This window comes from Rhizobium sophorae, from assembly GCF_013087515.1.
GTDB classification, from domain to species: Bacteria; Pseudomonadota; Alphaproteobacteria; order Rhizobiales; family Rhizobiaceae; genus Rhizobium; species Rhizobium sophorae.
This window is the reverse complement of the sequence record NZ_JABFCN010000055.1, coordinates 1-23,819: the sequence shown is the minus strand read 5'-3', so window position 1 is coordinate 23,819 and position 23,819 is coordinate 1. Positions and strand designations below refer to the sequence as shown.

Here is a 23,819-nt window from a genome sequence, read left to right as displayed (position 1 = left end):
GGTCCGGCCCAGCATCTGTTCCGTCGAGATTTCGCGGGCATGCCAGTTCGACGGAAGGGCTCCGCCGAAAAGGTTCGGACTGGCAAGATGAAGGCGGCCTTGGGCGGCCTGCTAGATCACCACGATCTGATTGTCGCGGGCGGCGAAGGATTCGGGGAAGGCGGCTTGCGCCTGCGTTTCCATCTCCGCCAGCTGTTCGTCCGTGCGGGAGGGGGCGTGGTGGAACAGCGCGAAGCGCTTGCTGCCCGCCATTTTCGCAAGCTCGGTGCCATGCTGCCAGGTCGAATGGCCGAAGCCCTTGAAACGCTGCATCTCGTCTTCATTGTAGGTGCAGTCGTAGACGACGAGATCGGCGTCCTGCATCATCTCCAGCGAGACCGGATCATAGCTGCCGGGGATATGCTCGATGTCATAGACGAGAGCGATCGAACGGCCCTGCCATTCGATGCGGTAGCCGATGGCGCCGCCCGGATGGTTCAGCATGAAGGTCTTGATCGCAATGCCTTCGTGGGGAGTCAGCACCTGACCGGCATGGAAATCGCGGAAGTTCATCGTCGCCTGACAGATGTCGGTCTTGACGGGAAACCAGGGCGGGCTGATGAACTGATCGACCATTTCCCGCGTGCTCATCTTGCCATCGAGGTGGCCGGACCAGATGTTGACGTTGATCGAGGGGTAATAGATCGCCTTAAAGAAGGGCAGGCCGATGATGTGGTCGTAATGGCAGTGGCTGAAGAACAGGTCGACGTCGCTGACGCCGTCGGCGAGCATCGACAGCCCGGCCTCGCGCAGGCCGGAACCGGCGTCGAAGATCATCCGATGTTTTCCGCAGCGAATTTCGATGCAGGAAGTGTTACCGCCGTAGCGATCGAACTCGGGGCCCGACACGGGAATGCTGCCGCGGACGCCCCAAAATTTTACCTGAAATAGTTCTGTCGTCATCGTTCTTCAAACCGGCCTTCCCGCATCCCCATCGTAGTCATAGTTTATCCCGATGCGAAGCAGCAGAATTCCACGGGTTTGCCTGTACCCCCTTTCATTCTCCTAACCGCTAGCGGAAGAAGAAGTAGATTTTCCTAAGCAATCGGCTTTCGGTTCGGAAAGCAACCCGGTATGGTTGGTTTTCGGTAAACAGGCTGCTGAGGGCAGGGGACATTTTCCCGTAAGTCATGCGTATTAGATGGTTGCGCGCGATTGAAAAAACAATTGCCACCATGTTGAGCCGAAAATCCAGCCTTAATAGCAACACGAAAGCCGCGCCGAAGGGCCCTGCCGAAACGCCATGTGGCGGGTGACGCTCGCCCGGTTCTCTGGGGAAACCGGCATCATATGAGAAAATTGTGCTTCCTATTCGGCGAATGGTTCCTTGATTGCGAGTGCCAGAAAGCGATATATCCGACGATACATGAAATATAAGAGACTCGCCATGTTGCAGCCGGTTATCAACGAGACCATCGCCGAGAGCAGCTACAGGCGCATTCGGGCCGACATTATTTTTGGTCGGCTGGCTCCCGGACAAAAGTTGAAGCTGGAAAGCCTGAAGGTGACCTACGAGACCAGCATCAGCACGCTTCGGGAAGTGCTGAACCGGCTCTCCTCCGAGGGGCTTGTCCTCGCCGAGGGGCAGAAAGGTTTCGAAGTGTCCCCGGTGTCCGTTTCAGACCTCAAGGAGACGGCGGCGCTAAGGCTTCTATTGGAAACACATGCGCTGGAGCAGTCCTTCGTCCATGGCGACGTGGAGTGGGAAGCTCCGCTGGTATCGGCGCATTACAAATTGGCGCGGATGGAACAGGTGATGGCAACCGGCGACACCAGCAGGGCCGAGGACTGGAAGCGCTACGACTGGGAGTTCCATCAAGCCCTGATATCCGCCTGCGGGTCGAAATTGCTGATGGAGACGCATTCGGTGATCTTCGACAGATATCTCAGATATCAGATGGTTGCCTTGTCCTATCGAGGCGATGTCGCGGCCAATGAACATCAGCAGCTTTTGGAGGCGGCATTGCGACGGGACGCGGAGACCGCCAAGCGGGTGCTTGTCCTGCATATTCAAGGCGGGGTCGAACATGCGCTGGCGAGAGGGACGCTGAGATAGAAATGGTTCGGACGTTTCTCTTCGAACTTTAGGTTCACGACGTAAATTGTGTTTCGGCGAAACAGGAAAAGCCATGCTCAAGCAAGTCCACGACCCGGCTGAAACAGTAAGCGATGTCGTCTTCCGGCAGATCCGCGAGGATATCATATCGGGCACATTGCCGCCGGGCGCCAAGATCAAGCTGGAGCAGGCAAAGGAGCGCTATTCCATCGGTATTTCATCGCTGCGCGAAATTTTGAGCCGCCTGACCACGGAAAACCTCGTCGTCGCCGAGGGGCAGCGTGGCTTTGAAGTGAGCCCTGCTTCGCGCCGCGAACTTCTGGAGCTCGCCGACCTCAGGATCGTTCTAGAAACGCACGCGATCGGCCTTGCCTTCGCCGCGGGAAATCTTGAATGGGAAGGGCGCATCGTGGCTGCCCATCACCGGCTGGCTGCCGCGGAACGCAAGCTCCTTGCCGGCGACGTCTCGAGGACCGTCGACTGGGTCCGATACGATTGGGAGTTCCATCAGGCGATCGTCTCGGCCTGCAATTCGGCGACGCTGATGGCGACATTGTCATCCGTCTTCGACCGCTTTCTCCGCTACCATATGCTGGCCGAGAGTTTTCGCGGAAAGCCCGTCGTCGATGACCATAGGCTTTTGTTCGAGCTTTCCATTCAGCGCGACGTCGCCGGCGCCACCGACGTCGTCAGGCGGCACGTTCAAAGTGGCGTCGAACATGTGCTCAAGAGCGGCCGGATTGCCTAAACCATAGCTCAAAAGGCGTCTTTCGGAATTCCCTCCGGTCGCATCTGTTTTTTCAGAGCGGCGATCCGGAAAATTGCGTTCGGGGCGCCGTAGCCGCGGTAGCCGCGGCGCTCGACGATCTCGAAAAAGAAACCCTCCCCATAGGTTCCGCTATAGAGCTGGAAATATTCGCCATGCTCGTCGCGGTCATAGAGGATGTTTTCCGCCTTCAGCCGCTCTGTCAATGCCGGATCGAGGCCAAAGCGTGCTTCGACGTCGTCGTAGTAGTTCGGCGAAATGTGGAGCGATCTGAAACCGCAGACACGAAGACTTTCGGCGGTCGCGAAGATGTCGTCGGTCAAAAACGCCAGATGCTGGATGCCGGCCCCGAATTTCTCGGCAATGAAATGTCCCGCCAGAGTGCGGCGATTCTCGGCGCCGTTCATGGTAATGCGCAGCGCCCCGGTGTCGTTCTCGACGACTTGACTGCGCACCACCCCGGCCGGATCGATGATATCGACCATCGGGGTCTTCCGCGTCTCGAAAATGGACGTGTAGAATAGAAGCCAGGTGAGCATTTCATCGTAACCGACCGTCTGGGCGACGTGATCAATGCGCAAGAGGCCTGCAGACGGCGTGTCGGTGTCGTCCGTGACCGGCTGAAAGTCGATTTCGGAGAAGCGACCCAATGCGCTCTTGTCGTCGATGAGATAGACGATTCCGCCCCCCACACCCCGAATGGCAGGCAGTTCAAGTTCACCCTCCGCGACAGGCTGGGCAAATGGCTCGGCATCCAAGGCAAGCGCGCGCTCATACGCCTTGGCGGCATCGTCGACGACCAGGGCCATGGCATATGCAAAAGTACCGTGCACGGCGTAGGCCGCATTGGCGAATCCTGCCTGATCGACATTGACGAGGATCCGTATCTCGCCCTGCTCGAAAAGCGAGACCTTCTTCGTGCGGTGGATTGCCGTCTTCTTGAATCCGAGGGTGCGCAGCAATGCAACCAACTCGACTTCATCCTGTTCGTCCGTGGCAAACTCGACGAAGCCGACTCCTTTTACGGAGGGCCTTTCCGGCATTGCCGCTCCGGTCATGCTGCCGATGCCGAGATTGCGTCGCACCTGATCGCCAAGATAGATCAGGGAGCGATGGCCATCGGCCGCAATCGCCCGCGGCAAACCGCCTCGGAACTGGTCGTTGAAGATCTCCAGGGAAAAATAGCCGTCATAACCTGTCGCCGCGACGGCTTCGGTGAACGCCGTGACGGGAAGGTCGCCTTCACCCGGCATGTTTCGGAAATGGCGGCTCCAGTAGAGCAGGTCCATGTCGATCAGCGGGGCATCGGCAAGCTGGACGATGAAGATTTTCTCTTTGGGAATCGAGCGGATCGAATTGACGTCGATCTTGCGCGACAAGGTGTGGAAGCTGTCGAGGATAAGACCGACATTCGGATGATCGGCGCGACGGACGATCTCCCAGGCGTCGCGGTGGTCGCTGATATGGCGGCCCCAGGCAAGCGCCTCATAGCCCACCCTCAGTCCACGCCGGGCGGCACGCTCGCCGAGTTCATGAAAGTCCGCTGCGGCACGATCGATGCCGCCGATGGCTGCCGGCGAGACGTTGGAACAGACGAGCACCAGATCCGTTCCGAGCTGCTGCATCACGTCGAACTTCCGTTCCGCACGGTCAAATGTGCGGCTTCGCAGCGGCTCCGGCATGCCCTCGAAATCACGAAATGGCTGAAACAGCGTGATCTCCAGGCCATGGTCGCGGACGAGTTTCCCGACATCGGCCGGGCTTCCGTCGAAGGCGAGGAAGTCATTTTCGAAGATCTCGACGCCGTCGAAGCCCGCCCGGGCGATCGCCTCGAGCTTCTCGGGAAGTTCGCCGCTGATCGTTACAGTCGCAATCGAGGTCCTCATGTCAAAGCCCTTCCGATAACCGTGCGAGATCAAACGAGCGCCGAACGCCACGATGCGTCCCGGAAAACCGCTCGCTACTATTATGGCAAATATCGTGAGGAATTCAAATAGAGTGTCTTATTATAAATTCTCATATGATTTTGAAAAACTCTGTTGATTTGAGCGCTCGTCTCTGGCAATCATTCCTCTCACAGTCAAAAGGTGAGGTGGCTGTCCGGTCGAGTGACCGCCAAAGGAGGAGGAATCACATGTTCAAATCTATGCTGACGCGCCGAAACGCGATGCTCGGAGCCGCGGCCCTGGTGGCTGCCGTCACCCTGGCGCAACCGGCCGCCGCCATCACGCCTGATGAAATCAAGGCTCGCGGCAAGATCATCGTCGGAATTCAGGGTGACAACCCGCCTTGGGGCTTTGTGACCAGCGGCGGCAAACAGGACGGCCTCGATGCCGACATCGCAACGCTGTTTGCCAAGGAACTGGGTGTTTCCGTCGAGTTCGTGCCGCTTGAAGTCAATAACCGCATTCCCGCGCTGACGGCCGGCCGCGTCGATGTTCTGTTCGCGACGATGGCGATGCTGCCGGATCGCGCAAAGGCCGTGCAGTTCAGCAAGCCCTATGTCGCCAATGCCATCGTCCTGATTGGTCCGAAATCGGCTGAGATCAAGACGAATGACGACATGGCCAAGTTCACGGTCGGCGTCGCCAAGGGGGCTGCCCAGGACACGCAGGTCACCAAGAACGCACCGCCGAGCACGACGATCCGGCGCTATGATGGAGATGCCGCGAGCGTCCAGGCGCTGGTGTCCGGCCAGGTCGAGACGCTTGGTGGCAACATCTTCTACATGGACCGGGTGGAGAAGGCCCGTCCGGGCGAATTCGAAAACAAGCTTGAATTCCAGAAGCTCTACAACGGTGCTTGCACGCGTCTCGGCGAAAAGGAAATCAATGCAGCGCTCAACACCTTCATCGACAAGATCAAGGCCAACGGCGAACTCAAGGCGGTCTACGACAAGTGGATGAAGGTTCCGGTCCCGGAATTCCCTGAAACGCTGGAAGGCATTCCGTTCGCGGCGAACTGAGCGAACGGCAAGCCGGACGAGGCCCGGCTTTCCGGCTGATATAGGGCCCGCCAACCGCTCTTCCGTCATGCTCGGGCTTGTCCCGAGCATCCACGGCGGCGGATCCCCGGCAGAAAGCCGAGGATGATGTCCTCATAGAGGCAAACCCCACGAGACAAGGCCGGGCATGCGATGCCCGGCAACGCAACCGCCATGCCTAAGGCTCTGCCCGCATCCAGGAGCGCGATCATGAACAAACCAATCTTTGTGCTCAACGGGCCGAACCTTAATCTTCTCGGTCAGCGCGAGCCGGCGATCTATGGAACCACGACGCTGGCCGACATCAGGAAACGATGCGTGACCAAGGCAAAGGCCCTGGGATTCGACGTCGAGTTTCGGCAGACCAATTTCGAGGGCGAACTGGTTGAGAGCGTGCACCAGGCCCGGACTGACGCCTGTGGCATCATCATTAATCCTGCCGGCTATACGTTCACATCGATCGCTCTTCTCGATGCGTTGAAAATGTTCGACCCGCCGAAGATCGAGCTGCATATTTCGAATGTTCATGCGCGCGAAAGCATCTACCACAATTCGCTCATCTCGCGCGTTGCCACGGGCATCATGATCGGTTTTGGAGCCGACGGCTACGAGCTGGCTGTCCAGGCGATGGCTGGAATGGTCAAGCGCGACTGAACTTTCAGGAAGACGGACCAGAAGGATCGCCATGAATTATAAGTTGGATTTCACCCCGGTCATAGATAGCCTGCCGAGCCTTCTGCTCGGCTGCCTCGGGACATTCTTGCTTGCCATTTGTGGGATGCTGCTGGCAATCATCATCGGAATTGGCGGCGTCGCCTTGCGCGACTCCGCCCTCAAGCCGGCGCGATGGCTGGTCATCGCCTTCGTCGAGTTGATCCGTAACACGCCGTTTCTGGTGCAGATCTTTTTCATCTACTTCGCGCTTCCGCTGACAGGCATCAGGCTGGATCCGACACCGACGGCGATTATCGCGCTCGGCATCAACGGTGGTGCCTACGCGATCGAGATCATTCGTGGCGGCGTCCAGTCGATCCCGAAGGGACAGATGGAGGCGGGTCTGGCGCTTGGTCTGCACAAGGCTCAGGTCTTCCGGCTGATCATCCTCAAGCCGGCATTACGGGCGATCTATCCGTCATTGACCAGCCAGTTCGTCCTGCTGACGCTGACCACCAGCATCGCATCGGCGATTTCCGCCTACGAGCTGACGTCCGTTTCGCAGCGCATCGAGTCGGAGAGCTTCCGCAGCTTCGAGGTCTACTTCACCGTCACGGTTTTCTATTTCGTGATCTCCTGGCTGATGATGCGCATCTTCGCGCTGTTTTCGACGCGCTACTTCAAATATCCGGTCAAGTAGGAGGAATTCCATGGGTCACGAAGAATTCGTCTTCCTCCTGATCGGCCTGAAATGGACCGTGCTCCTGTCCGCCGTCGGCTTTGTCTGCGGCGGCATTGCAGGGCTCGGTGTCGCCCTTGCGCGCGCCTCGGGCATACCGTTGCTGGAACGCGTCACGGCCGGCTATATCGCCGTCTTCCAGGGAACCCCGCTGCTGATGCAGCTGTTCGTCGTCTATTACGGCTTGGCGCTGGTGGGGCTGATGCTCGATGCCTGGGTGGCCGTCGCCATCGGCCTGACCCTGCATGCGAGCGCCTATCTCGGCGAGATCTGGCGCGGGTCGATCGAAGCGGTTCCGCGCGGCCAGACGGAAGCGGCAAAGGCTCTCAGCCTCCGATATATCTCGCGCATGAAGGATGTCATCCTGCCGCAGGCGCTGCGCATCTCGCTGCCCGCCACGATCGGTTTCCTCGTGCAGTTGATCAAGGGCACCTCGCTTGCATCGATCGTCGGCTTCACCGAGCTGACGCGGGCCGGCAACATCATCTCCAACCAGATCTTCCAACCGCTGACGGTCTTCGGCATCGTCGGCATTCTCTATTTCCTGATGTGCTGCCCACTGACGATTCTTGGCGCTCGCCTCGAACGAAAGTTTGCCGCCTCCGCGCGCTGATCAGCATCCCTCGTCTTCGATGCAGTCCAGCCCGCCAATATGGAGTTCTACTGATGACCAGTCCCAGTCTCGCTCAAGGCGCGGAAACCATGATCACCATGGAGCGGGTGGAGAAGTGGTATGGTGCTTTTCAAGCCCTGCGCGACATCAACATATCGGTTCGCAGCGGCGAGAGGATCGTCTTGTGCGGACCCTCCGGCAGTGGGAAATCGACGCTCATTCGCTGCATCAACCATCTCGAGACCTACGAAAAGGGTGAAATCCGCGTCGGCGGGATTCTTTTGGGCAATCAGGCCAAGACCATCGATGCGATCCGTCGTGAGGTCGGCATGGTCTTCCAGCAGTTCAATCTGTTTCCGCATCTGACCGTGCTGCAGAACTGCATGCTGGCGCCGATGAAGGCAGTCGGCATCAGTAGGGCGGAGGCCGAGGAACGGGCACGCGGGCTGCTCGAGCGGGTCAAGATCCTGGAGCAGGCCGACAAATATCCGGTGCAGCTTTCTGGTGGCCAGCAGCAGCGTGTCGCCATCGCCCGTGCGCTTTGCATGCGGCCGAAAGTGATGCTGTTCGATGAGCCGACGTCGGCGCTTGACCCGGAGATGGTCAAAGAGGTGCTGGATACGATGATCGCGCTGGCCGACGAGGGCATGACGATGATCTGCGTCACGCACGAGATGGGCTTTGCCCGCCAGGTCGCCGATCGCGTGATCTTCATGGCCAGCGGCGCGATCGTCGAGGAAGCCCCGCCGGCCGAGTTCTTCACGAACCCACAGCATGAGCGAACCAGGAAATTCCTCGGAGAAATCCTGCGCAAGTAAGGGGCTCAGTCGATGCGTCTGGCAGATTATGGGAGCCGGCTATGAAGCCGTTAGAGATTGCAGTCATGGGAGTCGGCCTCATCGGCAGGCGCCACGCCGAGCGCATCACGTCCGAGCCCGGCACCGTTCTCTCGGCGGTGATCGACCCTTCTGCCGCCGGTCGTGACTTTGCCGAGACTGTCGGCGCCCGATGGTACCAGAGCTTCTTAGACATCCGCGTCGAGGACAGGCCTGACGGCGTGATCGTGGCGACGCCGAACCAGCTTCACGTCGAGAACGGAATGGAGATCGTCGCTGCCGGCATCCCTGCCCTGATCGAGAAACCGATCGCCGACGATGTCGATGCTGCCGCCGCACTGGTCGCCGCCGGCGAGAAGGCGGGCACACCGCTGCTGGTTGGCCATCACAGGCGTCACAACCCGATGATCCAGGCGGTCAAGCAGATCGTCGACGGCGGAAGGCTTGGCCGGATCATCACGGTGCACGGCACGTTCTGGGTCGCCAAGCCCGACGACTACTTCGATATCCCCTGGCGGCGCGAAGCGGGCGCCGGCCCGGTCTTCGTCAACCTGATCCACGATGTCGATCTCTTCCGATATCTCTTCGGCGAGGTCGAAGCCGTCCATGCGATGGAATCACACGCCGCACGGTACCATGCCGTCGAGGATACGGCCGTCGTCACGCTGCGTTTCGCAAGCGGGGTGCTTGCAACCCTCAACGGCAGTGATGCCGTGGCCGCGCCCTGGAGCTGGGAGACGACCACCGGGGAGAATCCCGCTTTTCCCCATTACGATCAATTCTGCTACCAGATCGGCGGCACCAGGGGTTCGCTCGGAATTCCCGATTTGACGCTTTGGACGAGCCCTTCGAGGCCCGATTGGCTGGAGCAGCTTGCCGAGGAGCGGGTGCCTTACCAAGCAGCCGATCCCCTTTGCGTTCAGCTCAGACATTTTTGCGACGTCATTCGTGGCGATGCCACGCCTCTGGTGAGTGGCCGGGAGGGCCTCGCCACTCTCAGGGTCGTCGAAGCGATCAAGAGATCGGCGCGCTGGGGACAGATGATCCACCTCGCTAACGTCAGCGCCTCTTCCGATCCCCAGAAAGTCTGACCACATGATCACCGGGACGACCAAACTCATCGCGCATCTCGGCTATCCGACGGAGTCCTTCAAGGCGCCGCTGATCTACAATCCATACTTCGAGAAGAACGGAATTGATGCCGTCGTCGTGCCGATGGGCTGCCGGCCGGCGGACTATCCGGCATTTCTGAAGCTTCTGTTCCGGCTATCCAATATCCACGGTGCTCTCATCACCATGCCGCACAAGATTTCGACGATGGCGCTGCTCGACGAAACCTCGACCAGTGCGAAAGTCGCCGGCTCTTGCAATGCGGTCCGTCTCGGTTCGGACGGCAGGCTGATCGGTGACATGTTCGATGGCGAGGGCTTCGTTCGCGGCCTTTTGCGCAAGGGTAAAAAAGTTGAGGGAGCCCATGCGCTCATCGCGGGTGCAGGCGGCGTCGGCTCGGCGATCGCGGCGTCCTTGGCACAGGCGGGCGTGGAGCATCTCGCCATCTTCGACGCCAATGAGGCGACCGCGACCGCGCTGCTGGACAGGCTGAGGAAATATTATCCGCATCTTGAAGTGACGGTCGGCTCCGCCGATCCTGATGGTTTCGACATCGTCGTCAACGCGACACCTCTCGGAATGCGACGGGGCGACCCGCTGCCGATCGACATCGACCGCATTTCTCCGTCGACCTTCGTCGGCGAAGTCGTGATGACGAAGGAGATAACCCCCTTTCTCGAGGCCGTGCGGGCGCGCGGCTGCGCATTTCAGGTTGGGACAGACATGTTGTTCGAACAGATCCCCGCCTATCTCGAATTCTTCGAATTCCCGACGACGACGGCCGACAATCTGCGGGCGATCGCCAAACTCGGATGATGCGGTTCAGAGCATGATGCCGAAAGGCGAACTACCTTGCTCTCGTCAAACTCGCTTCATCCAAAATCTGGATGCGCTTGGTGAGTCGGTGACCTAGAGCGAGGCCGTGATGCCGCCGTCGACGGTCAGCATATGGCCGTTGACGAAGGAGGAGGCATCCGAGGCTAGGAAGACGGCCGCGCCGACAAGCTCTTTGACCTCGCCCCAGCGGCCGGCCGGCGTGCGGGTTTCCAGCCAGCCAGAAAACTTGGGATCGTCGACGAGCGCCTGGTTGAGCGGCGTGCGGAAATAGCCGGGTGCGATCGCATTGACCTGCAGACCGTGTTTCGCCCAGTCGGTCGCCATGCCGCGCGTCAGGTTCTTCACCGCGCCCTTTGTCGCGGTGTAGGGCGCAATGCCGGGACGGGCGAGTTCGGCCTGGACGGAGGCGATGTTGATGATCTTGCCGCGGCCGCGCGATATCATCGCCTGGGCGACCGGCTGGCTGACATAGAACAGGCTGGAGACGTTGGTCTTGAAGATCTCGTCCCATTTGTCGACCGGGAAGTTCTCCAGCGGTGCGCGAAACTGCATGCCGGCATTGTTGATGAGGATGTCGATCGGGCCGATCTCCGCCTCGATATAGGCGATGGCGGTGCGGCTGGCCTCCGCATCGGTGACGTCGAAGGCGGCGCTGACGGCATGGCGATGGCTGCGACGGATATCTTCGGCGGCGGCTTCCGCCTTCTGCGCATTGCGGCCGTTGATGATGATCGAGGCGCCATGCTCGGCAAGCCCGACCGCCAATGCGCGGCCGATGCCCTGGCTGGAGCCGGTGATGAGGGCGCGGCGGCCGGAGAGATCGAAAAGGGGAAAGGTCACGAGGCTGCTCTCATCTTAGGAGGTCAACTTGAAAACATAGCACCGGGTGCTACTTCCAGGTATGGAGGAACGGCTTTTAAAAACCGGCTGGGTTACCAAGGCGGCTCGCAAAGCGCGAATATCGGATTCCGAGTTATCGAAAGCTATCAGGCAGGTCGCGGAAGGCAAGGCCGATGATCTGGGCGGCGTCTGGGGATCGAACATGGCAAAAAGCATAAAGTACAAGAGCGATGCGTTCGAGGCGATTCACACGTCCGCGAAGGCTATGCATGAAATAGGAACCATCGACAAGGAAACGATGCGCTCCTTCGATGAAAGCTGCCTGGTTTCGCCGCACGCGCTTGGTCCCGAGGCCATCAAGGCATTGCGGGAAAGCAATCACGTCAGCCAGCCGGTTTTCGCCCGATATCTGAATACCAGCGAATCCACCGTGCAGAAGTGGGAAAGCGGAGCCAAAAGGCCAAGCGGGATGGCGTTGAAGCTGCTCTCGATCGTGCAAAAGCACGGACTTCAGGTTCTGAGCTAGGCCGTTCCAAGCCTCTTGATATTTCCCGTAAGCTCCTTGGCCAGCCGCAGGCTGGCGGCGGTTGCCATCGCCATTTGCGGCAGCAGTAGCCATTCGAGCGTCCAGGCAGCGCCCGAGCGTTCCTGTTCGTGGACAAGGGACTGATGGATGCCCGAGAGCGCCGTGGCGTTGAAGCGCGCGAGCGAGACCAGGACTTCGGCGGAAACGGGATTCTGTTTATGCGCCATGGCCGACGAAGTGCCGCCGCCCGAGATTTCGATCTCGCCGCCGGTCTGGGCAAGCAGCGCGATATCCTGGCCCATCTTGCCGAGACTGCCCGATATCGACGCGAACAGGCCGGCGATGTCGGCGATCGGCAGACGCCCGCTTTGCCATTGCGGCGCATCGGTGAGGCCGAGTTCCTGGGCGAGCGAGGCCCGGATGGCCGCGGCCTGCGACCCGAGCTTGTCCAGCGTGCCGGCCGCACCACCGAACTGGACGGGAAAACTCTGCTCGGTCAGACGGTCGCGATAGGTCGTCAGTGGTGCGCGCCAGGCATCGAGGCGATCGGTGACGGTGATGGGGATCGCCGCCTGCATGCGGGTATGGCCCATCAGCCGGTTTTGGCCGAACTGGCCGTCGAGCGCATCGAGCCCCGCGACAATAGTGGAAAGCCGGCCGGCAAACAGGAAGACGACGGCCTTCAGGCGGATCATCAGGCTGGTATCGATTCCATCCTGGCTGGTCGCGCCGAGATGCAGGCTTTTGGCCGCTTCCTCGCCGACATCAGCGCGCAGCTGTTTGATGAGGTCGGGAACGACGACACCGTCCCTTGCCGTTACCGATCGAAGACTGGAGACATCGGGCGAGAAGGCGGCGCAGGTGTCAGCGATGCGCCTTGCCGCTTCGGCAGGGATCAGGCCATGATCCGCTTCAGACTTGGCGAGCGCGGCCTCGAAGGAAAGCATGGCCCGGATATCCGCCTCGGCAGAGAAATAGGGCCCGATTTCATCGTCGCCGAGCAGGCCGGAAAGGAAGGGGTGGTCGAAGGGCGATGCGGTCATGATCGTCTCGGTTCGTGGTTGTCACCCCTCATTCGGCTGCCGCCACCTTCTCCCCGCTGGGGACAAGGGACTCGAGGCGGCGTCCGCGCTTTATGGGCGGGTGATCAGGCGCTGGGCACGTCCCCTCTCCCCTCGGGGAGAGGGTAGGGTGAGGGGGACGCTACCCGCACATCACCGCCCCAGCAAGCCGATCGCGACGCCGGCCTTCAGATATCCAGAAACACCGTTTCCTTCGGACCCTGCAGATGGATGTCGAAATGACAGGTCGCGCCGTCGCGGGTGGCGACCATCGTTGCGACGCGCTCGCGATGTTCGATGCGCGAAAGCAGCGGGTCAGCGGCGTTGGCCTCCGTCTCTTCCGGAAAATACATGCGCGTATGCAGGCCGATATTGATGCCGCGGGCGACGATCCAGAAGGTGATGTGCGGGGCTTGTCTGCGGCCGTCCTTGAAGGGGACACGGCCGGGCTTGACCGTCTCGAAGCGGTAGACGCCGTCCTCGACGCGGGTCGGGCAGCGGCCCCAGCCGGTGAAATTCGGGTCGGCGGCGCCGCGCATTTCCGACGGGCTGTTGTAGAGCCCGGCGCTGTCGGCCTGCCAGATCTCGATGACCGCATCCCGCACCAGCGCCCCAGCGCCGTCGAAAATCCGTCCGGTGACGGTGATACGCTCGCCGAGCGTCTTGTCGTTGACCATCCCGATGCCGAGATCGGTGTCGTAGACGCCCGTTATGTCGCAGAAATTCGGCGTCAGGCCGATATGCACATAGGGGCCGGCCGTCTGCGATGGGGTTTCCTTGAGGTAGCCGAGCTGCTGCATGGTCAGTTGCCCTCCGGTCTGTTTTCGAACATCGTCGAGCGGCGGCCGCGCAGCACGATATCGAATTTATAGGCGCGTGAATCCATCGGGATGGTGTTGCCCCAGTCGAGCGGCGCGATCAGTTGCTCGATCGCCGCCTTGTCGGGGATGGTGCCGACGATCGGACATTTCCAGATCATCGGATCACCTTCGAAATACATCTGGGTGATCAGGCGCTGGGCAAAGCCATGGCCGAAGATCGAGAAATGGATATGGGCGGGGCGCCAGTCGTTGATGCCGTTCGGCCAGGGATAGGCACCGGGGCGGACGGTGCGGAAATGGTAGCGGCCATCCTCGTCGGTGATGGCGCGGCCGCAGCCGCCGAAATTCGGGTCGATCGCCGCCAGATAGGTTTCCTTCTTGTGGCGATAGCGGCCGCCGGCATTGGCCTGCCAGAACTCGACCAAGGCGCCTGCAACCGGCCTGGCGCGCTCGTCGAGCACACGGCCATGGACGATGATGCGCTCGCCGATGGCGCTTTCGCCGGGCTGCGCGTAGTTCAGGATCAGGTCGTTGTCGAGTTCGCCGATCATCGAATGGCCGAAGACCGGGCCGGTGGTTTCGGAAATCGTGCCATCGAGCGACAGCAGCGCGCGCTGCGGTGCGCGCAGTACGGAGGTCTTGTAGCCCGGCGTCAGCGCCGGCGCATGCCAGGCGCGGTCGCGGGCGAAGAAGCCGCCGGTCTCGGGCTTGCGGTTCGGTCGTTCGGACATGTTCCTCCCTCAGGCCGCCTTTTCGGCGTCCATCTGTTCAAAAGCCTGCTTTGCGATCTTGATCGCGTGATTGGCGGCGGGAACGCCGGCATAGATCGCCACATGCAACAGCGCCTCGCAGATATCCTCGCGGGTCGCCCCGGTATTGGCGGTGGCGCGCACATGCATGGCGACCTCGTCGTCCTGGCCAAGCGCGGCAAGAAGAGCGATGGTGATGATCGAACGCTCGCGCTTCGTCAGTCCCGGGCGCGACCAGACATGGCCCCAGGCAGCTTCGGTGATCAACTCCTGGAAGGGGCGGTCGAACTCGGTCGATGTGGCGGCGGCGCGGTCGACATGGGCGTCGCCGAGCACGGCGCGGCGGGTCGCCATGCCCTGGCGATAGCGCTCGGAAGGGGAGGCGGTCTCATTCATGGGCTTGCTTCTCCAGGCGGAATGGATGTGAGGAAGGCGCGGATGATCGCCGTCAGCGCCTCCGGTTGCTCGACGCAGGGAATGTGCGCGCAATCGCGGATCACTTCGTAGCGAGCGCCTGATATCAGCTTCGCGGTCGAAAGCACGAGATCGGGCGGCGTCGAGCCATCCTGGTCGCCGACGATGCAGATCGTCGGGACGGTGATCGTCTTTGCGACCTCGGTGAAATCGGCGTCGCGGATCGCGGCGCAGGCGGCGACATAGCCCCCGACGGGCTGGCGCGTCAGCATGTTGCAATAGCCGGCATAGGCGGTGCTCTCGGGCCGGCGGAAGGCGGGCGTGAACCAACGCTCCATGACCGCGTCGACGATGCTGCCGATGCCGTTTTGCTCGACGGCGGCGATGCGGGCGTTCCAGCTCTCCATCGTGCCGATCTTGTGGGCGGTGTCGCAGAGGATGAGCGCGCGGACCAGGTCCGGGCGGCGGTGATAGAGCGACTGGGCGATGAGGCCGCCGACCGACAGGCCGCAGATGACGGCATCCTTGACCGACAGCAGATCGAGAAGGCCGGCGAGATCCGTCGCATGGTCCTCGATCGATGACGGGAGCTGGCCGACATCGGAAAGGCCATGGCCGCGCTTGTCGTAAAGCACGATGGCGAATTCACCGGCAAGCCGCACCACGACGTCGCGCCAGATGCGGAAATCCGTGCCCAGCGAGTTGGCGAAGACGATCACCGGCCTGTCGGCAGGGGCACCAATGATCTGATAATGGATCGTCACGTCGTTTATGCGGGCGAATTGCACGTCACTCTCCTCCTGAATGGTGAAATTGACTGGTTGATCCGGTTAAGTAAAATGATATTTATTGGCGTTTCGATAACCCTGGAGTTATGCGAGCGATGATCGACAGCCGGGTCAAGTTCCGCCATCTGCAAACCTTTGTCGAGGTGGCGCGGCAGAAGAGCGTCATGAAGGCCGCCGAATTGCTGCATGTCAGCCAGCCGGCGGTCACCAAGACGATCCGCGAACTGGAACAGGTGCTGGGTGTCGATGTTTTCGAGCGCGACGGCCGCGGCATCAAGATCACCCGCTACGGCGAGGTCTTCCTGCGGCACGCAGGTGCGGCGCTGACGGCGCTGCGCCAGGGTCTCGATTCCGTGTCGCAGGAGCAGTTCGCCGATGCGCCGCCGATCCGTATCGGCGCGCTGCCGACGGTGTCATCGCGCATCATGCCGCGGGCGATGGAACTCTTCCTCAAGGAAAAGACTTGGAGCAGGGTGAAGATCGTCACCGGCGAGAATGCGGTGCTGCTGGAACAGCTTCGCGTCGGTGATCTCGACCTTGTCGTCGGGCGCCTGGCCGGCGCCGAGATGATGGCGGGCTTTTCCTTCGAACATCTTTATTCCGAGCAGGTGGTGTTTGCCGTGCGCGCCGGCCATCCACTGCTCGACGACCGGCAATCGCCGTTTGCCGGCTTCGGCGACTACACGGTGCTGATGCCGACGCGGGGGTCGATCATCCGGCCGGTGGTCGAGAATTTCCTTATCGCCAACGGCGTTTCCAGCCTGCCGAACCAGATCGAGACGGTGTCGGATTCCTTCGGCCGCGCTTTCCTCAGGGCAAGCGACGCGATCTGGATCATTTCCAACGGCGTCGTGGCCGGCGATGTCGCCGACGGGCGGCTGGCGCTTCTGCCTGTCGATACCGGCGAGACAAAGGGGCCTGTCGGATTGACGATGCGCGCCGACGCCGTGCCGTCCCTGCCGCAATCGATTTTGATGCAGACGATCCGCGAGGCGGCAAGCGAGGCGAGCCTTTAAATTTGCTTGATGAATGCCCAGATTTGGACTAAGTCTAGTTCAAGACAGGAGGCTTTCATGCAGCATGCGCGACGGGAGCAACGGGAAGACCAGAGGCCGCAGCGGCTCGAAATGGAGCGGTTTGCTCCGGCCAACCGCAAGAAGTTGAGCGCCCCGGCCCTGCGAACTTTTCTGGCGATCGCCGATCTCTGGGGGCTGAGCGAGGAGCAGCGTCTGCTCATGCTCGGCTATCCCTCCCGGTCGACCTATCACAATTGGGCCAAACAGGCGCGCGAGCACGGCGCTTTCACGCTCGATGTCGATACGCTGACCCGCATCTCGGCCGTGCTCGGCATCCATCAGGCGCTCGGCGTGCTGTTTTCCGATGAACGCGCTGGCGTCGCCTGGCTGCGCACGCCGCATCAGGCGCCGGTTTTCGGCGGGCATCCGCCGCTTGATATCGTGACGAACGGGACCCAGGACGGGTTGATGACCGTACGCCGGTTTCTCGACGGCGCCCGCGGCGGCCTCTACATGCAGCCGAATATGCTCGACGAAGCCTTCACACCTTACGAAGATGCGGACATCGTCTTCCGGTGAGCGATCGTTTTTCCGAGGCGCCGCGTCCGTCGTACCGGCTGATCCCGTCGCAATTTCCACCGATCGGGCTTTTTGAGACAGTAACGAGGGCGGCCGATCTCGAAGCTGTGATGGAACTCGTCGGCTGGACCAACGACCGCCTCGTCGCCGACCGCATCCAACGGCTTCCCGAGGACCAGTGGGTTTATGGCGTTGCCAATGCCAGCATCGTCATGGCGGCATTCCTGCATGTCGCGCCGGGAGGAATGCGCTTCAACGGCCCCGATCTCGGCGCCTGGTATGCCGCCGACGATCTTCGCACAGCTGCGGCCGAGGTTGGCCATCATCTCAGGCGCGAGGCCTTCGCGCGCGGGGTCGCGACGATGGCGCGCACCTATCGCAGCTATTCGGCCAATCTGATTGGCGATTACCTCGACATTCGCGGAGAGCAGACGCTGCGGCCCGATGTCTATGACGGCACCAGCTATGCGGCGTCGCAGGTGCTGGGAGAAGAGGTGCGCTCGAGCGGCGGCGCCGGTATCCTCTATGATAGTGTCCGGCTGAGGGGTGGAATGGCGATCGTCGCCCACCGGCCGCGCAATATTCAGGGCGTGGTGCAGGCCGACCACTTCGAAATCACCGTTTCCGCCACCGAGCGGCGCATCGATGTCAGGAAGCTTGCGGCCTGAAGGCGGCACGGGCAGGCTGCCGACACCGGAGACTATGGTGATGCTCAAACCGGCAATCGTTCGGCCCATGCCTTCACCGCTTTCGCCATCGTGGCGAGGTGGTCGGCACTGGAGAAACCGGAGATCATCTTGCGCGGCTTGAGGTCGTGGTCGCCGTCCTCGAGCCAGAGGATTTCGATGCTGTCTGACAGATCATAGCCCGCCACCTCGTCCCGCGTGCCGAATTCGTCGCGCGTTCCCTGGCAGATCAGCGCGGGCGTCGTCAGCCCCGTGAGATGGCTGGTGCGCAGCTTCTGCGGCTGGCCGGGCGGATGGAAGGGATAGCCGAGGCAGAGCAGGCCGGCAATCTTTCCCCGACGATGGAGATCGTCGGCGACCATGCTGGCGACCCGGCCGCCCATCGACTTCCCGCCGATGATCAACGGGCCGCTGGCGCCGAGTTCGGCAATGGCCGCCTCGTATGCGGGATTGAGCGTTTCGGCGCGCGGTGGCGGCTTGCGGACTTCCGAGGTACGGCGGGCGGCCATATAGGCGAATTCGAAGCGGGCGACACGGAAGCCAACGCCGGCGAGTGCATTTGCCGCTGCTGTCATCGATGCCGAATCCATCGGTGCGCCGGCGCCATGCGCCAGCAGGATCGTGAAGCGGGCATCCTCGGGCCCTTGCAGCAGAAACCTGTCAAGCATAGGTAATCCTCCATCCCATCGCCGGAACCAAGTCGACGGCCGTGACTTTTTCTTTGAAAGAAGTCTGACAATGTCGACGAATGATCAAAACGTAAAGCCCGAGCAGCGGCGCCCCAAGGATGTCGGCGCCGTTCCCGAAAAGCCGGAGCCCGCCGACGCGGAATCGATGGCGCCGCCGGTGGTGCAGCCGGCTGGGGTCAGGGACAAAAGCGAACGACCCGTGGTCAATCCGATCACCGGGGTCGCCTCCTGATCGACTACGGTCGATTATCGTGTGGAACCGCTGAACCGCCTCTTGAAACCCCGGCGGAAAGGGTCCATATACCCGTCCTGCCTGAAAAATGGATGCGCGCGGTATCGACGTCGTCGAGCTGCTCGTGTCCGACAGGATAAGGGCGCTCCCCGCAAGGGTCGAGCGCCCTTTTTGCTTTCCAGCCATTGCGCTCGGGACGCGGTATAGGGACGACGGCTTCCCGCCCATATCTGCCATTCAGATCGAAGTAACGGCGGCCGAAGAGCTGACATTTCCACGACATAGAAAAAATGCTAGACTCAGCCAGTCATTCGGCTAGTGCAACATCAGTTTCCGGCAAGGACGGTTCGGCAGGTTGCTGCTGTGGCTTGCGTGGGGTGACCTGCCACTAAACTTTAACCCAGCGGCGACCACAGGACTGCAGCCCAGCTGAAAACGGCTTCCGAAATGCGATTTCAGTTCGCTTCTGTAACGTGGGGATCGGGAGCGAAAGCGGGAAGAGTGGCAGCGGCCATTCAGGTGGCGCCATAACTTGCGCTAACTCGTTTTCCCCAACAAACGCAAGCGCCTCGATCTACTAGAGTTTGCCACTTGGCGATGTCGCGCTAAGATCGCCGCCAGGTTTGTGGGGGAGGCTCGCTTGAAAATCATCAACTGCGGTAATGGGCTGCACGAGCGCGAAGTCAAGGGAATTGAGTCACTTGCATCGCTTCCTCCGCATTGGTTTGCCTACACGAACCTTGATCTAGCTACGGCTGCGGGCTCCAGCCGCGAGATAGATGTTATCATCGTGGCGGACGATCGCATTCTTGTCGTTGATCTTAAACATTGGAACGGTCCAATCGAGAGCCGGGACGGCAATTGGTTCAATGCTGGAAAGGATCATGGACCCTCTCCTGTGGCAAAGATCTCTGCGAATGCACGAAATATATACATCCAGCTCGAAGCACACTTAAAACGTCACGCCAAAGGCTCAAACGTCATCGTGCCAAAGGTGCAGGGTTTGGTTGTGTTGACCAAAGTCGCGGATTTCGGCGGGGTGGCTGAGACTGAACGACGTGCTGTCATGCCCGTTGCAGCATTCACATCTGCCTTGAAATCAGTCCCGAAGCGAATCGAAACCTTCGGCAAAGCCTCACCGGCTGGCCTGCTCACCTCGCCGGAGTGGAAGGATCAGCTCGCTAAATTCTTCAACGTCAGCAAAGGCGTCTTCGTGCCGGGAAGGCGTACGTATGGGGGCTACTACGCTACGTCCACGGCTCCATCTTTTGAGCACCCTCAAGGCATCTATGCCGAATTCGAAGCCAGCGATGAGAGAGAATCACCGACCCTCGGAGTGCTGAGGCTGTGGGATTTTACAAAAGCGGAAACGCGGTTTCAGACCGAGAAAGGTCGTGGCGAGATTGCTGGCCGGGAACAAGAGGTGATTGCGTATCTGCAGGATCGCTGTGATCACTGCGATAATGTGATCATCGATGGCAAGACGCGAGATCCAAACTTTGGTGTCAGATACTGGGAAGTCTTCGAGCGCAGGAGACGTCTGCAAAGACTGGCCGACTTTGCCGGAACCGAGCTCAGCGAACTTAGCCGCTCCGATCGTATTGAGTTGGCGCGGCAATTGCTTGTTTCGATCGACGCATTGCACCTTGCGGAAGCGGCACACCTCGACCTCGGTCAACATAGCGTCTGGGTCCAGCGGCCATCGACCGTCCGCATTTCCCACCTAATGGCAGCGAGTTATCCCGACGTACGTTCTCTTGGAGAATCGCGCTTTCAATTCTTGTCCACTGGAAAGCTTCCTGAAGACCTGTTCGGGGTCGAAACGACACCAAAGCGAAGGGATGTCTTTCTGGCAGCCTCAGTAATACATCGCCTGCTTCTAGGCGTGACCCCTAAGGCGGCAAGTGGATTCCCTGAATGGTCTTCCTCTGCTGATGCCACGGGAGAGTATCTTGAGCTACATGGCTGGTTCGAAAGCGCCCTTGCGCTCGAACCGATGCAAAGATTCAAAGATGCCGGCGCCGCTTTGACTGCTTTCAACGCTGCTGTCTCTGTACGTCCCACGCCCGCGGAGGTCATCGAAGGTTTGGAACGGCATCGTGGTGCGATCAAGAGTCAGATGGCCCTCTTCCAAGCCTATCCACCTTCTGAAGTCCTATGCGACGATGAAACCCGGGCCCTTTGGCGTGCAGCCAAGGATGGCAGAGATCTTTTAGTAAAGGTTTGGAAGCGGGCTGCTTGGGGAGACCAGACAAAGGAAGGTCCTCGGATCCTTGACTTCCTTGACCAGGTCGCCGAGCTGGCAGCTCTCGAACCCGAGGGGTGTGCAAAGATAGTCGGCACAATGTGGCTCGGCGACGCGATCGTAATGGTGCAGGAGTGGATCGACCTTCCGAATGTTGAGCGAGTGCTTGCTGAACAGCAATCGGACTTCGATGAGAGTTCGCGGCTGCAATTCATCGCTGCAATTTCTGGAAGGGTTGAAGGACTCCACGCCCTGCGTTTGGCACATGGCGATTTGAAGCCTGCGAACATCCTTCTGAACGTAGCAGAGCCTGGCGATCCAGTGATTGTGGATCTGATCGATTTCACGGCATTGAGTGACGGCGACACGGCGACTTCCCGGTACTCTCCCGAAAGCGGCGGTCGTTACGAGCGTGACTGCTTTGCTGTCACCGAGATCGCAAAAGAGCTGCTTGAAGGGAGTACGTCAAAGCCTGCTTCATGGGTGCGCGAGGCCATTGTCAAAGTTCGCAATGACGAACCAGCAAACGCCACCTTGCTTCCGCTGATCGACGCACTTAACAGCCATGATGTCGCGAGTGAAGAAAGCCAGGTTCTACGGCTGACAAGTCAACACGTCGAGGCAGGTCCATTGCTCTCAGATGAGGGAAGGTACTTTCTCCGAAAGGCACAGTGGAATCGGGCCCTGATCATCCGCGGCGCTTGCGAAGAGCTTGAGATCCGAGTTGACGCGGGCGGGAAGCCGTTCCGTCTCGATAGGCGCCCGATTGAGCAGTCAAAGATTAAGTCGAATCAGAGGTTTGAATTTGGATACATAGATACGCCGATTGTCGTCGTGGATGGTCCAACAACTGGTCTCAGCGCAATACTGCCGATACTGGAGCGTGAGGATGTCGTCGCGGCTTTGGGGGAGGCCAACGTCAAGGCGATGGAGGCGCAGGCTGCAGACACCGTCCAAGAACTCGGGGAAGAGCGCGACATTATTCAAGGGGAGCCCCCCGAGGACGACCTGATCGAAGCGATTGCTGCGGAAGGCTCCCCTACCGGACAGATTGATGTGGCAAGACTTTGGGAGACCCTTGTCGACGAGGAACGCGAACTTGTCACGTATGGTCAGGTCACCAGCGCAAGCGTTTTTGACCGGGGTGCAAACCGCCACAAAGTCCACTTCGACCTTCTCAGCGGGTCGTTCGACTACAACCGTCGCGATCGAGTGATGGTCGAACGAGAAGACCGAAACGGCAACTGGCGTCCCGTCGGTCAACTTGACCTTCAGCGCTCGAAAACTGATACGCTGTATCTGGAAAGCGTGCGTCACGACCAGGGTGGTGGACCTCCACTTGTCGAAGAAGGCGATGAACTTCGTTTCCGGAGCCGAATGGAGGAATCGAGCCTCGACAGGCGGCAAGCGGCAGTCAAGAGGATAATAGGGCGGACGTCACGAACGAAAGATCTTATCAGGATTCTGGATCCTCGCACTGCGTCACGCCCGCAGCTTCTATCGGATCGGAGGCCTGCGGATGAATTGAAGGCTCAGTACGAGCTCAACGATCAACAGGCTGAGGCGCTGTCCTCCGTACTCGCCACACGGCCGCTTGCTCTCGTTCAAGGGCCCCCGGGGACCGGGAAGACTGTCTTCATAGCCGCTCTCGTGCATGCGGCCCTTACTAGCGGACTGGCACGCAACGTTCTTCTCGCAAGCCAAGCGCACGAGGCGGTCAACAATGCGGCTGAGGCCGTCTTAAAATTATTCGCGCGTGCAGGTGAGGTGCCAAGCATTCTGCGTGTCGGGAATGAAGGCGTTGTTTCCGATCGACTGCTGCCGTTCCATGTCGAGCGCGTCGAACAGCTTCAGAAAGACAGGTTCCGTGCTGAGATGCGCGAGCGCCTTGGCGTCGCAGCTCGTGGGCTGGGAATCCCTGACGAGTTGGCGGATGCTTTGACAAGTATTGAGTTGGCCGTGCGTCCAGTTGCTTCACGTTTGCTCGCTCTGAAGGACGAGGAAAACTCGGAACAGCGCGTGAATGCCCTTCGAGAAACTATCGATCGGCAAATTCTGGAGCTAGGTCTTGGTGGCGCGCTGCCTCTCGAGACGTCTGAGGAAGAGATCGTGGCGACGCTCGTTAGCTCTGCGCTGAAATCAGTACCGATCGATACGCGACCGAGCGCTGAGCGAGTTGCAAGGTTCCAGACTGTAGCGGCCCTTGCCCGAGATTTTGTCGGAACCGTTTCGACGGAACAGCGAAGCCTCGAGACATTCCTCGCAGGAACGCGCCAGATCGTGGCGGGTACTTGCGTCGGCCTAGGCCGATCGGCCTTAGGCCTCACGTCGACACCCTTCGATCTTGTGATCGTTGATGAGGCTGCCAGGTGCACAGCGAGCGAACTTGCCGTCCCGATCCAAGCGGGTGCATGGGTAGTCCTTGTCGGCGATCACAAGCAACTTGAGCCGCAACATCCTGAGTCGCTTGTCGATGAAGTCTGTTGTTTTCCACGCAGAACTGAGCCGGTTAGGCGCATAATTTCCATTGAGAATTGAGC

At 60.2% G+C, this 23,819-nt stretch carries 24 protein-coding genes; 15 read left to right on the top strand and 9 right to left on the bottom strand.

The window, feature by feature from the left end; all coding sequences use genetic code 11:
- Window positions 1-111: 111 nt before the first annotated feature.
- Window positions 112-942: an MBL fold metallo-hydrolase gene (locus G9X64_RS29520; RefSeq protein WP_168315241.1), complete on the bottom strand. Its 831-nt coding sequence runs from the start codon at window positions 940-942 to the stop codon at window positions 112-114.
- Between the two features lie 484 nt (window positions 943-1,426).
- Here G9X64_RS29520 and G9X64_RS29515 point away from each other — a divergent pair, with 484 nt between their 5' ends.
- Together G9X64_RS29515 and G9X64_RS29510 are read left to right on the top strand one after the other, a co-directional pair.
- Window positions 1,427-2,095: a GntR family transcriptional regulator gene (locus G9X64_RS29515; RefSeq protein WP_168310360.1), complete on the top strand. Its 669-nt coding sequence runs from the start codon at window positions 1,427-1,429 to the stop codon at window positions 2,093-2,095.
- A gap of 73 nt (window positions 2,096-2,168) precedes the next feature.
- The gene (locus tag G9X64_RS29510; protein WP_131605632.1) at window positions 2,169-2,843 is read left to right on the top strand and encodes a GntR family transcriptional regulator; all 675 of its coding nucleotides are present in this window, start codon (window positions 2,169-2,171) and stop codon (window positions 2,841-2,843) included.
- Window positions 2,844-2,851: 8 nt separating this feature from the next.
- On the opposite strand, the gene G9X64_RS29505 is transcribed toward G9X64_RS29510, so the two are convergent.
- A complete protein-coding gene (locus G9X64_RS29505; protein ID WP_171377954.1) occupies window positions 2,852-4,747 on the bottom strand; it encodes a bifunctional sugar phosphate isomerase/epimerase/4-hydroxyphenylpyruvate dioxygenase family protein in 1,896 nt (631 codons plus the stop codon).
- A 248-nt stretch (window positions 4,748-4,995) separates the two neighbouring features.
- On the opposite strand from G9X64_RS29505, the gene G9X64_RS29500 reads away from it, so the two are divergent.
- From G9X64_RS29500 to G9X64_RS29470, 7 genes are all read left to right on the top strand, one after another.
- The gene (locus G9X64_RS29500) at window positions 4,996-5,826 is read left to right on the top strand and encodes a transporter substrate-binding domain-containing protein (RefSeq protein WP_130785015.1); all 831 of its coding nucleotides are present in this window, start codon (window positions 4,996-4,998) and stop codon (window positions 5,824-5,826) included.
- Between the two features lie 228 nt (window positions 5,827-6,054).
- Window positions 6,055-6,498 carry a type II 3-dehydroquinate dehydratase gene (gene aroQ, locus G9X64_RS29495; protein ID WP_171377953.1) on the top strand — a complete coding sequence of 148 codons (444 nt, stop codon included), beginning with the start codon at window positions 6,055-6,057 and terminating at the stop codon, window positions 6,496-6,498.
- A gap of 31 nt (window positions 6,499-6,529) precedes the next feature.
- Entirely contained in the window at window positions 6,530-7,198 is a 669-nt protein-coding gene (locus tag G9X64_RS29490) for an amino acid ABC transporter permease (protein ID WP_171377952.1), read from the top strand.
- Window positions 7,199-7,208: 10 nt separating this feature from the next.
- Window positions 7,209-7,850, top strand: a complete 642-nt coding sequence (locus G9X64_RS29485) for an amino acid ABC transporter permease (protein ID WP_129419371.1) — start codon at window positions 7,209-7,211, stop codon at window positions 7,848-7,850.
- 53 nt (window positions 7,851-7,903) lie between these two features.
- On the top strand, window positions 7,904-8,668 hold the full coding sequence (locus tag G9X64_RS29480; protein WP_281360286.1) for an amino acid ABC transporter ATP-binding protein: 765 nt from the start codon (window positions 7,904-7,906) through the stop codon (window positions 8,666-8,668).
- Between the two features lie 41 nt (window positions 8,669-8,709).
- Window positions 8,710-9,777, top strand: a complete 1,068-nt coding sequence (locus tag G9X64_RS29475) for a Gfo/Idh/MocA family protein (protein ID WP_171377951.1) — start codon at window positions 8,710-8,712, stop codon at window positions 9,775-9,777.
- 4 nt (window positions 9,778-9,781) lie between these two features.
- Complete coding sequence (locus G9X64_RS29470; protein ID WP_171377950.1) at window positions 9,782-10,612, top strand: shikimate dehydrogenase family protein; 831 nt, start codon at window positions 9,782-9,784, stop codon at window positions 10,610-10,612.
- A gap of 93 nt (window positions 10,613-10,705) precedes the next feature.
- Here the strand turns inward: G9X64_RS29470 and G9X64_RS29465 are convergent, their stop codons facing one another.
- On the bottom strand, window positions 10,706-11,473 hold the full coding sequence (locus G9X64_RS29465; protein WP_171377949.1) for an SDR family oxidoreductase: 768 nt from the start codon (window positions 11,471-11,473) through the stop codon (window positions 10,706-10,708).
- Window positions 11,474-11,534: 61 nt separating this feature from the next.
- Here G9X64_RS29465 and G9X64_RS29455 point away from each other — a divergent pair, with 61 nt between their 5' ends.
- Complete coding sequence (locus G9X64_RS29455) at window positions 11,535-11,999, top strand: helix-turn-helix domain-containing protein (protein WP_281360285.1); 465 nt, start codon at window positions 11,535-11,537, stop codon at window positions 11,997-11,999.
- Here the strand turns inward: G9X64_RS29455 and G9X64_RS29450 are convergent.
- The 5 genes from G9X64_RS29450 to pcaD form a co-directional block, all read right to left on the bottom strand.
- Window positions 11,996-13,042: a 3-carboxy-cis,cis-muconate cycloisomerase gene (locus tag G9X64_RS29450; RefSeq protein ID WP_171377948.1), complete on the bottom strand. Its 1,047-nt coding sequence runs from the start codon at window positions 13,040-13,042 to the stop codon at window positions 11,996-11,998. The genes G9X64_RS29455 and G9X64_RS29450 overlap by 4 nt on opposite strands.
- A 206-nt stretch (window positions 13,043-13,248) precedes the next feature.
- Window positions 13,249-13,860 (bottom strand): protocatechuate 3,4-dioxygenase subunit alpha, encoded by a 612-nt coding sequence (gene pcaG / locus G9X64_RS29445; RefSeq protein WP_171377947.1) that lies wholly within the window; start codon window positions 13,858-13,860, stop codon window positions 13,249-13,251.
- A gap of 2 nt (window positions 13,861-13,862) precedes the next feature.
- Window positions 13,863-14,612: a protocatechuate 3,4-dioxygenase subunit beta gene (gene pcaH, locus G9X64_RS29440; RefSeq protein ID WP_003553667.1), complete on the bottom strand. Its 750-nt coding sequence runs from the start codon at window positions 14,610-14,612 to the stop codon at window positions 13,863-13,865.
- Window positions 14,613-14,621: 9 nt separating this feature from the next.
- A complete protein-coding gene (pcaC, locus tag G9X64_RS29435; protein WP_171377946.1) occupies window positions 14,622-15,026 on the bottom strand; it encodes a 4-carboxymuconolactone decarboxylase in 405 nt (134 codons plus the stop codon).
- Window positions 15,023-15,832 carry a 3-oxoadipate enol-lactonase gene (pcaD, locus tag G9X64_RS29430; RefSeq protein WP_171377945.1) on the bottom strand — a complete coding sequence of 270 codons (810 nt, stop codon included), beginning with the start codon at window positions 15,830-15,832 and terminating at the stop codon, window positions 15,023-15,025. The genes pcaC and pcaD overlap by 4 nt, the downstream gene beginning before the upstream one ends.
- A 95-nt stretch (window positions 15,833-15,927) precedes the next feature.
- On the opposite strand from pcaD, the gene pcaQ reads away from it, so the two are divergent.
- From pcaQ to G9X64_RS29415, 3 genes are read left to right on the top strand one after another with little or no spacing between them, the layout of a single operon-like run.
- Window positions 15,928-16,848: a pca operon transcription factor PcaQ gene (gene pcaQ / locus G9X64_RS29425; protein ID WP_171377944.1), complete on the top strand. Its 921-nt coding sequence runs from the start codon at window positions 15,928-15,930 to the stop codon at window positions 16,846-16,848.
- A 57-nt stretch (window positions 16,849-16,905) separates the two neighbouring features.
- Window positions 16,906-17,427, top strand: a complete 522-nt coding sequence (locus G9X64_RS29420; RefSeq protein ID WP_171377943.1) for an MbcA/ParS/Xre antitoxin family protein — start codon at window positions 16,906-16,908, stop codon at window positions 17,425-17,427.
- The gene (locus G9X64_RS29415; protein WP_171377942.1) at window positions 17,424-18,095 is read left to right on the top strand and encodes an RES family NAD+ phosphorylase; all 672 of its coding nucleotides are present in this window, start codon (window positions 17,424-17,426) and stop codon (window positions 18,093-18,095) included. The genes G9X64_RS29420 and G9X64_RS29415 overlap by 4 nt, the downstream gene beginning before the upstream one ends.
- 44 nt (window positions 18,096-18,139) lie before the next feature.
- Here G9X64_RS29415 and G9X64_RS29410 read toward each other — a convergent pair whose 3' ends face one another.
- Complete coding sequence (locus tag G9X64_RS29410; protein WP_171377941.1) at window positions 18,140-18,781, bottom strand: alpha/beta hydrolase family protein; 642 nt, start codon at window positions 18,779-18,781, stop codon at window positions 18,140-18,142.
- Between the two features lie 70 nt (window positions 18,782-18,851).
- Between G9X64_RS29410 and G9X64_RS29405 the strand changes: the two genes are divergently transcribed.
- Window positions 18,852-19,034, top strand: a complete 183-nt coding sequence (locus tag G9X64_RS29405; RefSeq protein WP_003548476.1) for a hypothetical protein — start codon at window positions 18,852-18,854, stop codon at window positions 19,032-19,034.
- Window positions 19,035-19,674: 640 nt separating this feature from the next.
- Window positions 19,675-23,817 carry an AAA domain-containing protein gene (locus G9X64_RS29400; RefSeq protein ID WP_171377940.1) on the top strand — a complete coding sequence of 1,381 codons (4,143 nt, stop codon included), beginning with the start codon at window positions 19,675-19,677 and terminating at the stop codon, window positions 23,815-23,817.
- The last annotated feature ends 2 nt before the right edge of the window (window positions 23,818-23,819 follow it).

Coding starts and splice junctions, on each gene's coding strand:
- G9X64_RS29520 (WP_168315241.1), bottom strand. CDS start 942: ATGACGACAGAACTATTTCAGGTAAAATTTTGGGGCGTCCGCGGCAGC.
- G9X64_RS29515 (WP_168310360.1), top strand. CDS start 1,427: ATGTTGCAGCCGGTTATCAACGAGACCATCGCCGAGAGCAGCTACAGG.
- G9X64_RS29510 (WP_131605632.1), top strand. CDS start 2,169: ATGCTCAAGCAAGTCCACGACCCGGCTGAAACAGTAAGCGATGTCGTC.
- G9X64_RS29505 (WP_171377954.1), bottom strand. CDS start 4,747: ATGAGGACCTCGATTGCGACTGTAACGATCAGCGGCGAACTTCCCGAG.
- G9X64_RS29500 (WP_130785015.1), top strand. CDS start 4,996: ATGTTCAAATCTATGCTGACGCGCCGAAACGCGATGCTCGGAGCCGCG.
- aroQ (WP_171377953.1), top strand. CDS start 6,055: ATGAACAAACCAATCTTTGTGCTCAACGGGCCGAACCTTAATCTTCTC.
- G9X64_RS29490 (WP_171377952.1), top strand. CDS start 6,530: ATGAATTATAAGTTGGATTTCACCCCGGTCATAGATAGCCTGCCGAGC.
- G9X64_RS29485 (WP_129419371.1), top strand. CDS start 7,209: ATGGGTCACGAAGAATTCGTCTTCCTCCTGATCGGCCTGAAATGGACC.
- G9X64_RS29480 (WP_281360286.1), top strand. CDS start 7,904: ATGACCAGTCCCAGTCTCGCTCAAGGCGCGGAAACCATGATCACCATG.
- G9X64_RS29475 (WP_171377951.1), top strand. CDS start 8,710: ATGAAGCCGTTAGAGATTGCAGTCATGGGAGTCGGCCTCATCGGCAGG.
- G9X64_RS29470 (WP_171377950.1), top strand. CDS start 9,782: ATGATCACCGGGACGACCAAACTCATCGCGCATCTCGGCTATCCGACG.
- G9X64_RS29455 (WP_281360285.1), top strand. CDS start 11,535: ATGGAGGAACGGCTTTTAAAAACCGGCTGGGTTACCAAGGCGGCTCGC.
- G9X64_RS29450 (WP_171377948.1), bottom strand. CDS start 13,042: ATGACCGCATCGCCCTTCGACCACCCCTTCCTTTCCGGCCTGCTCGGC.
- pcaG (WP_171377947.1), bottom strand. CDS start 13,860: ATGCAGCAGCTCGGCTACCTCAAGGAAACCCCATCGCAGACGGCCGGC.
- pcaH (WP_003553667.1), bottom strand. CDS start 14,612: ATGTCCGAACGACCGAACCGCAAGCCCGAGACCGGCGGCTTCTTCGCC.
- pcaC (WP_171377946.1), bottom strand. CDS start 15,026: ATGAATGAGACCGCCTCCCCTTCCGAGCGCTATCGCCAGGGCATGGCG.
- pcaQ (WP_171377944.1), top strand. CDS start 15,928: ATGATCGACAGCCGGGTCAAGTTCCGCCATCTGCAAACCTTTGTCGAG.
- G9X64_RS29420 (WP_171377943.1), top strand. CDS start 16,906: ATGCAGCATGCGCGACGGGAGCAACGGGAAGACCAGAGGCCGCAGCGG.
- G9X64_RS29410 (WP_171377941.1), bottom strand. CDS start 18,781: ATGCTTGACAGGTTTCTGCTGCAAGGGCCCGAGGATGCCCGCTTCACG.
- G9X64_RS29405 (WP_003548476.1), top strand. CDS start 18,852: ATGTCGACGAATGATCAAAACGTAAAGCCCGAGCAGCGGCGCCCCAAG.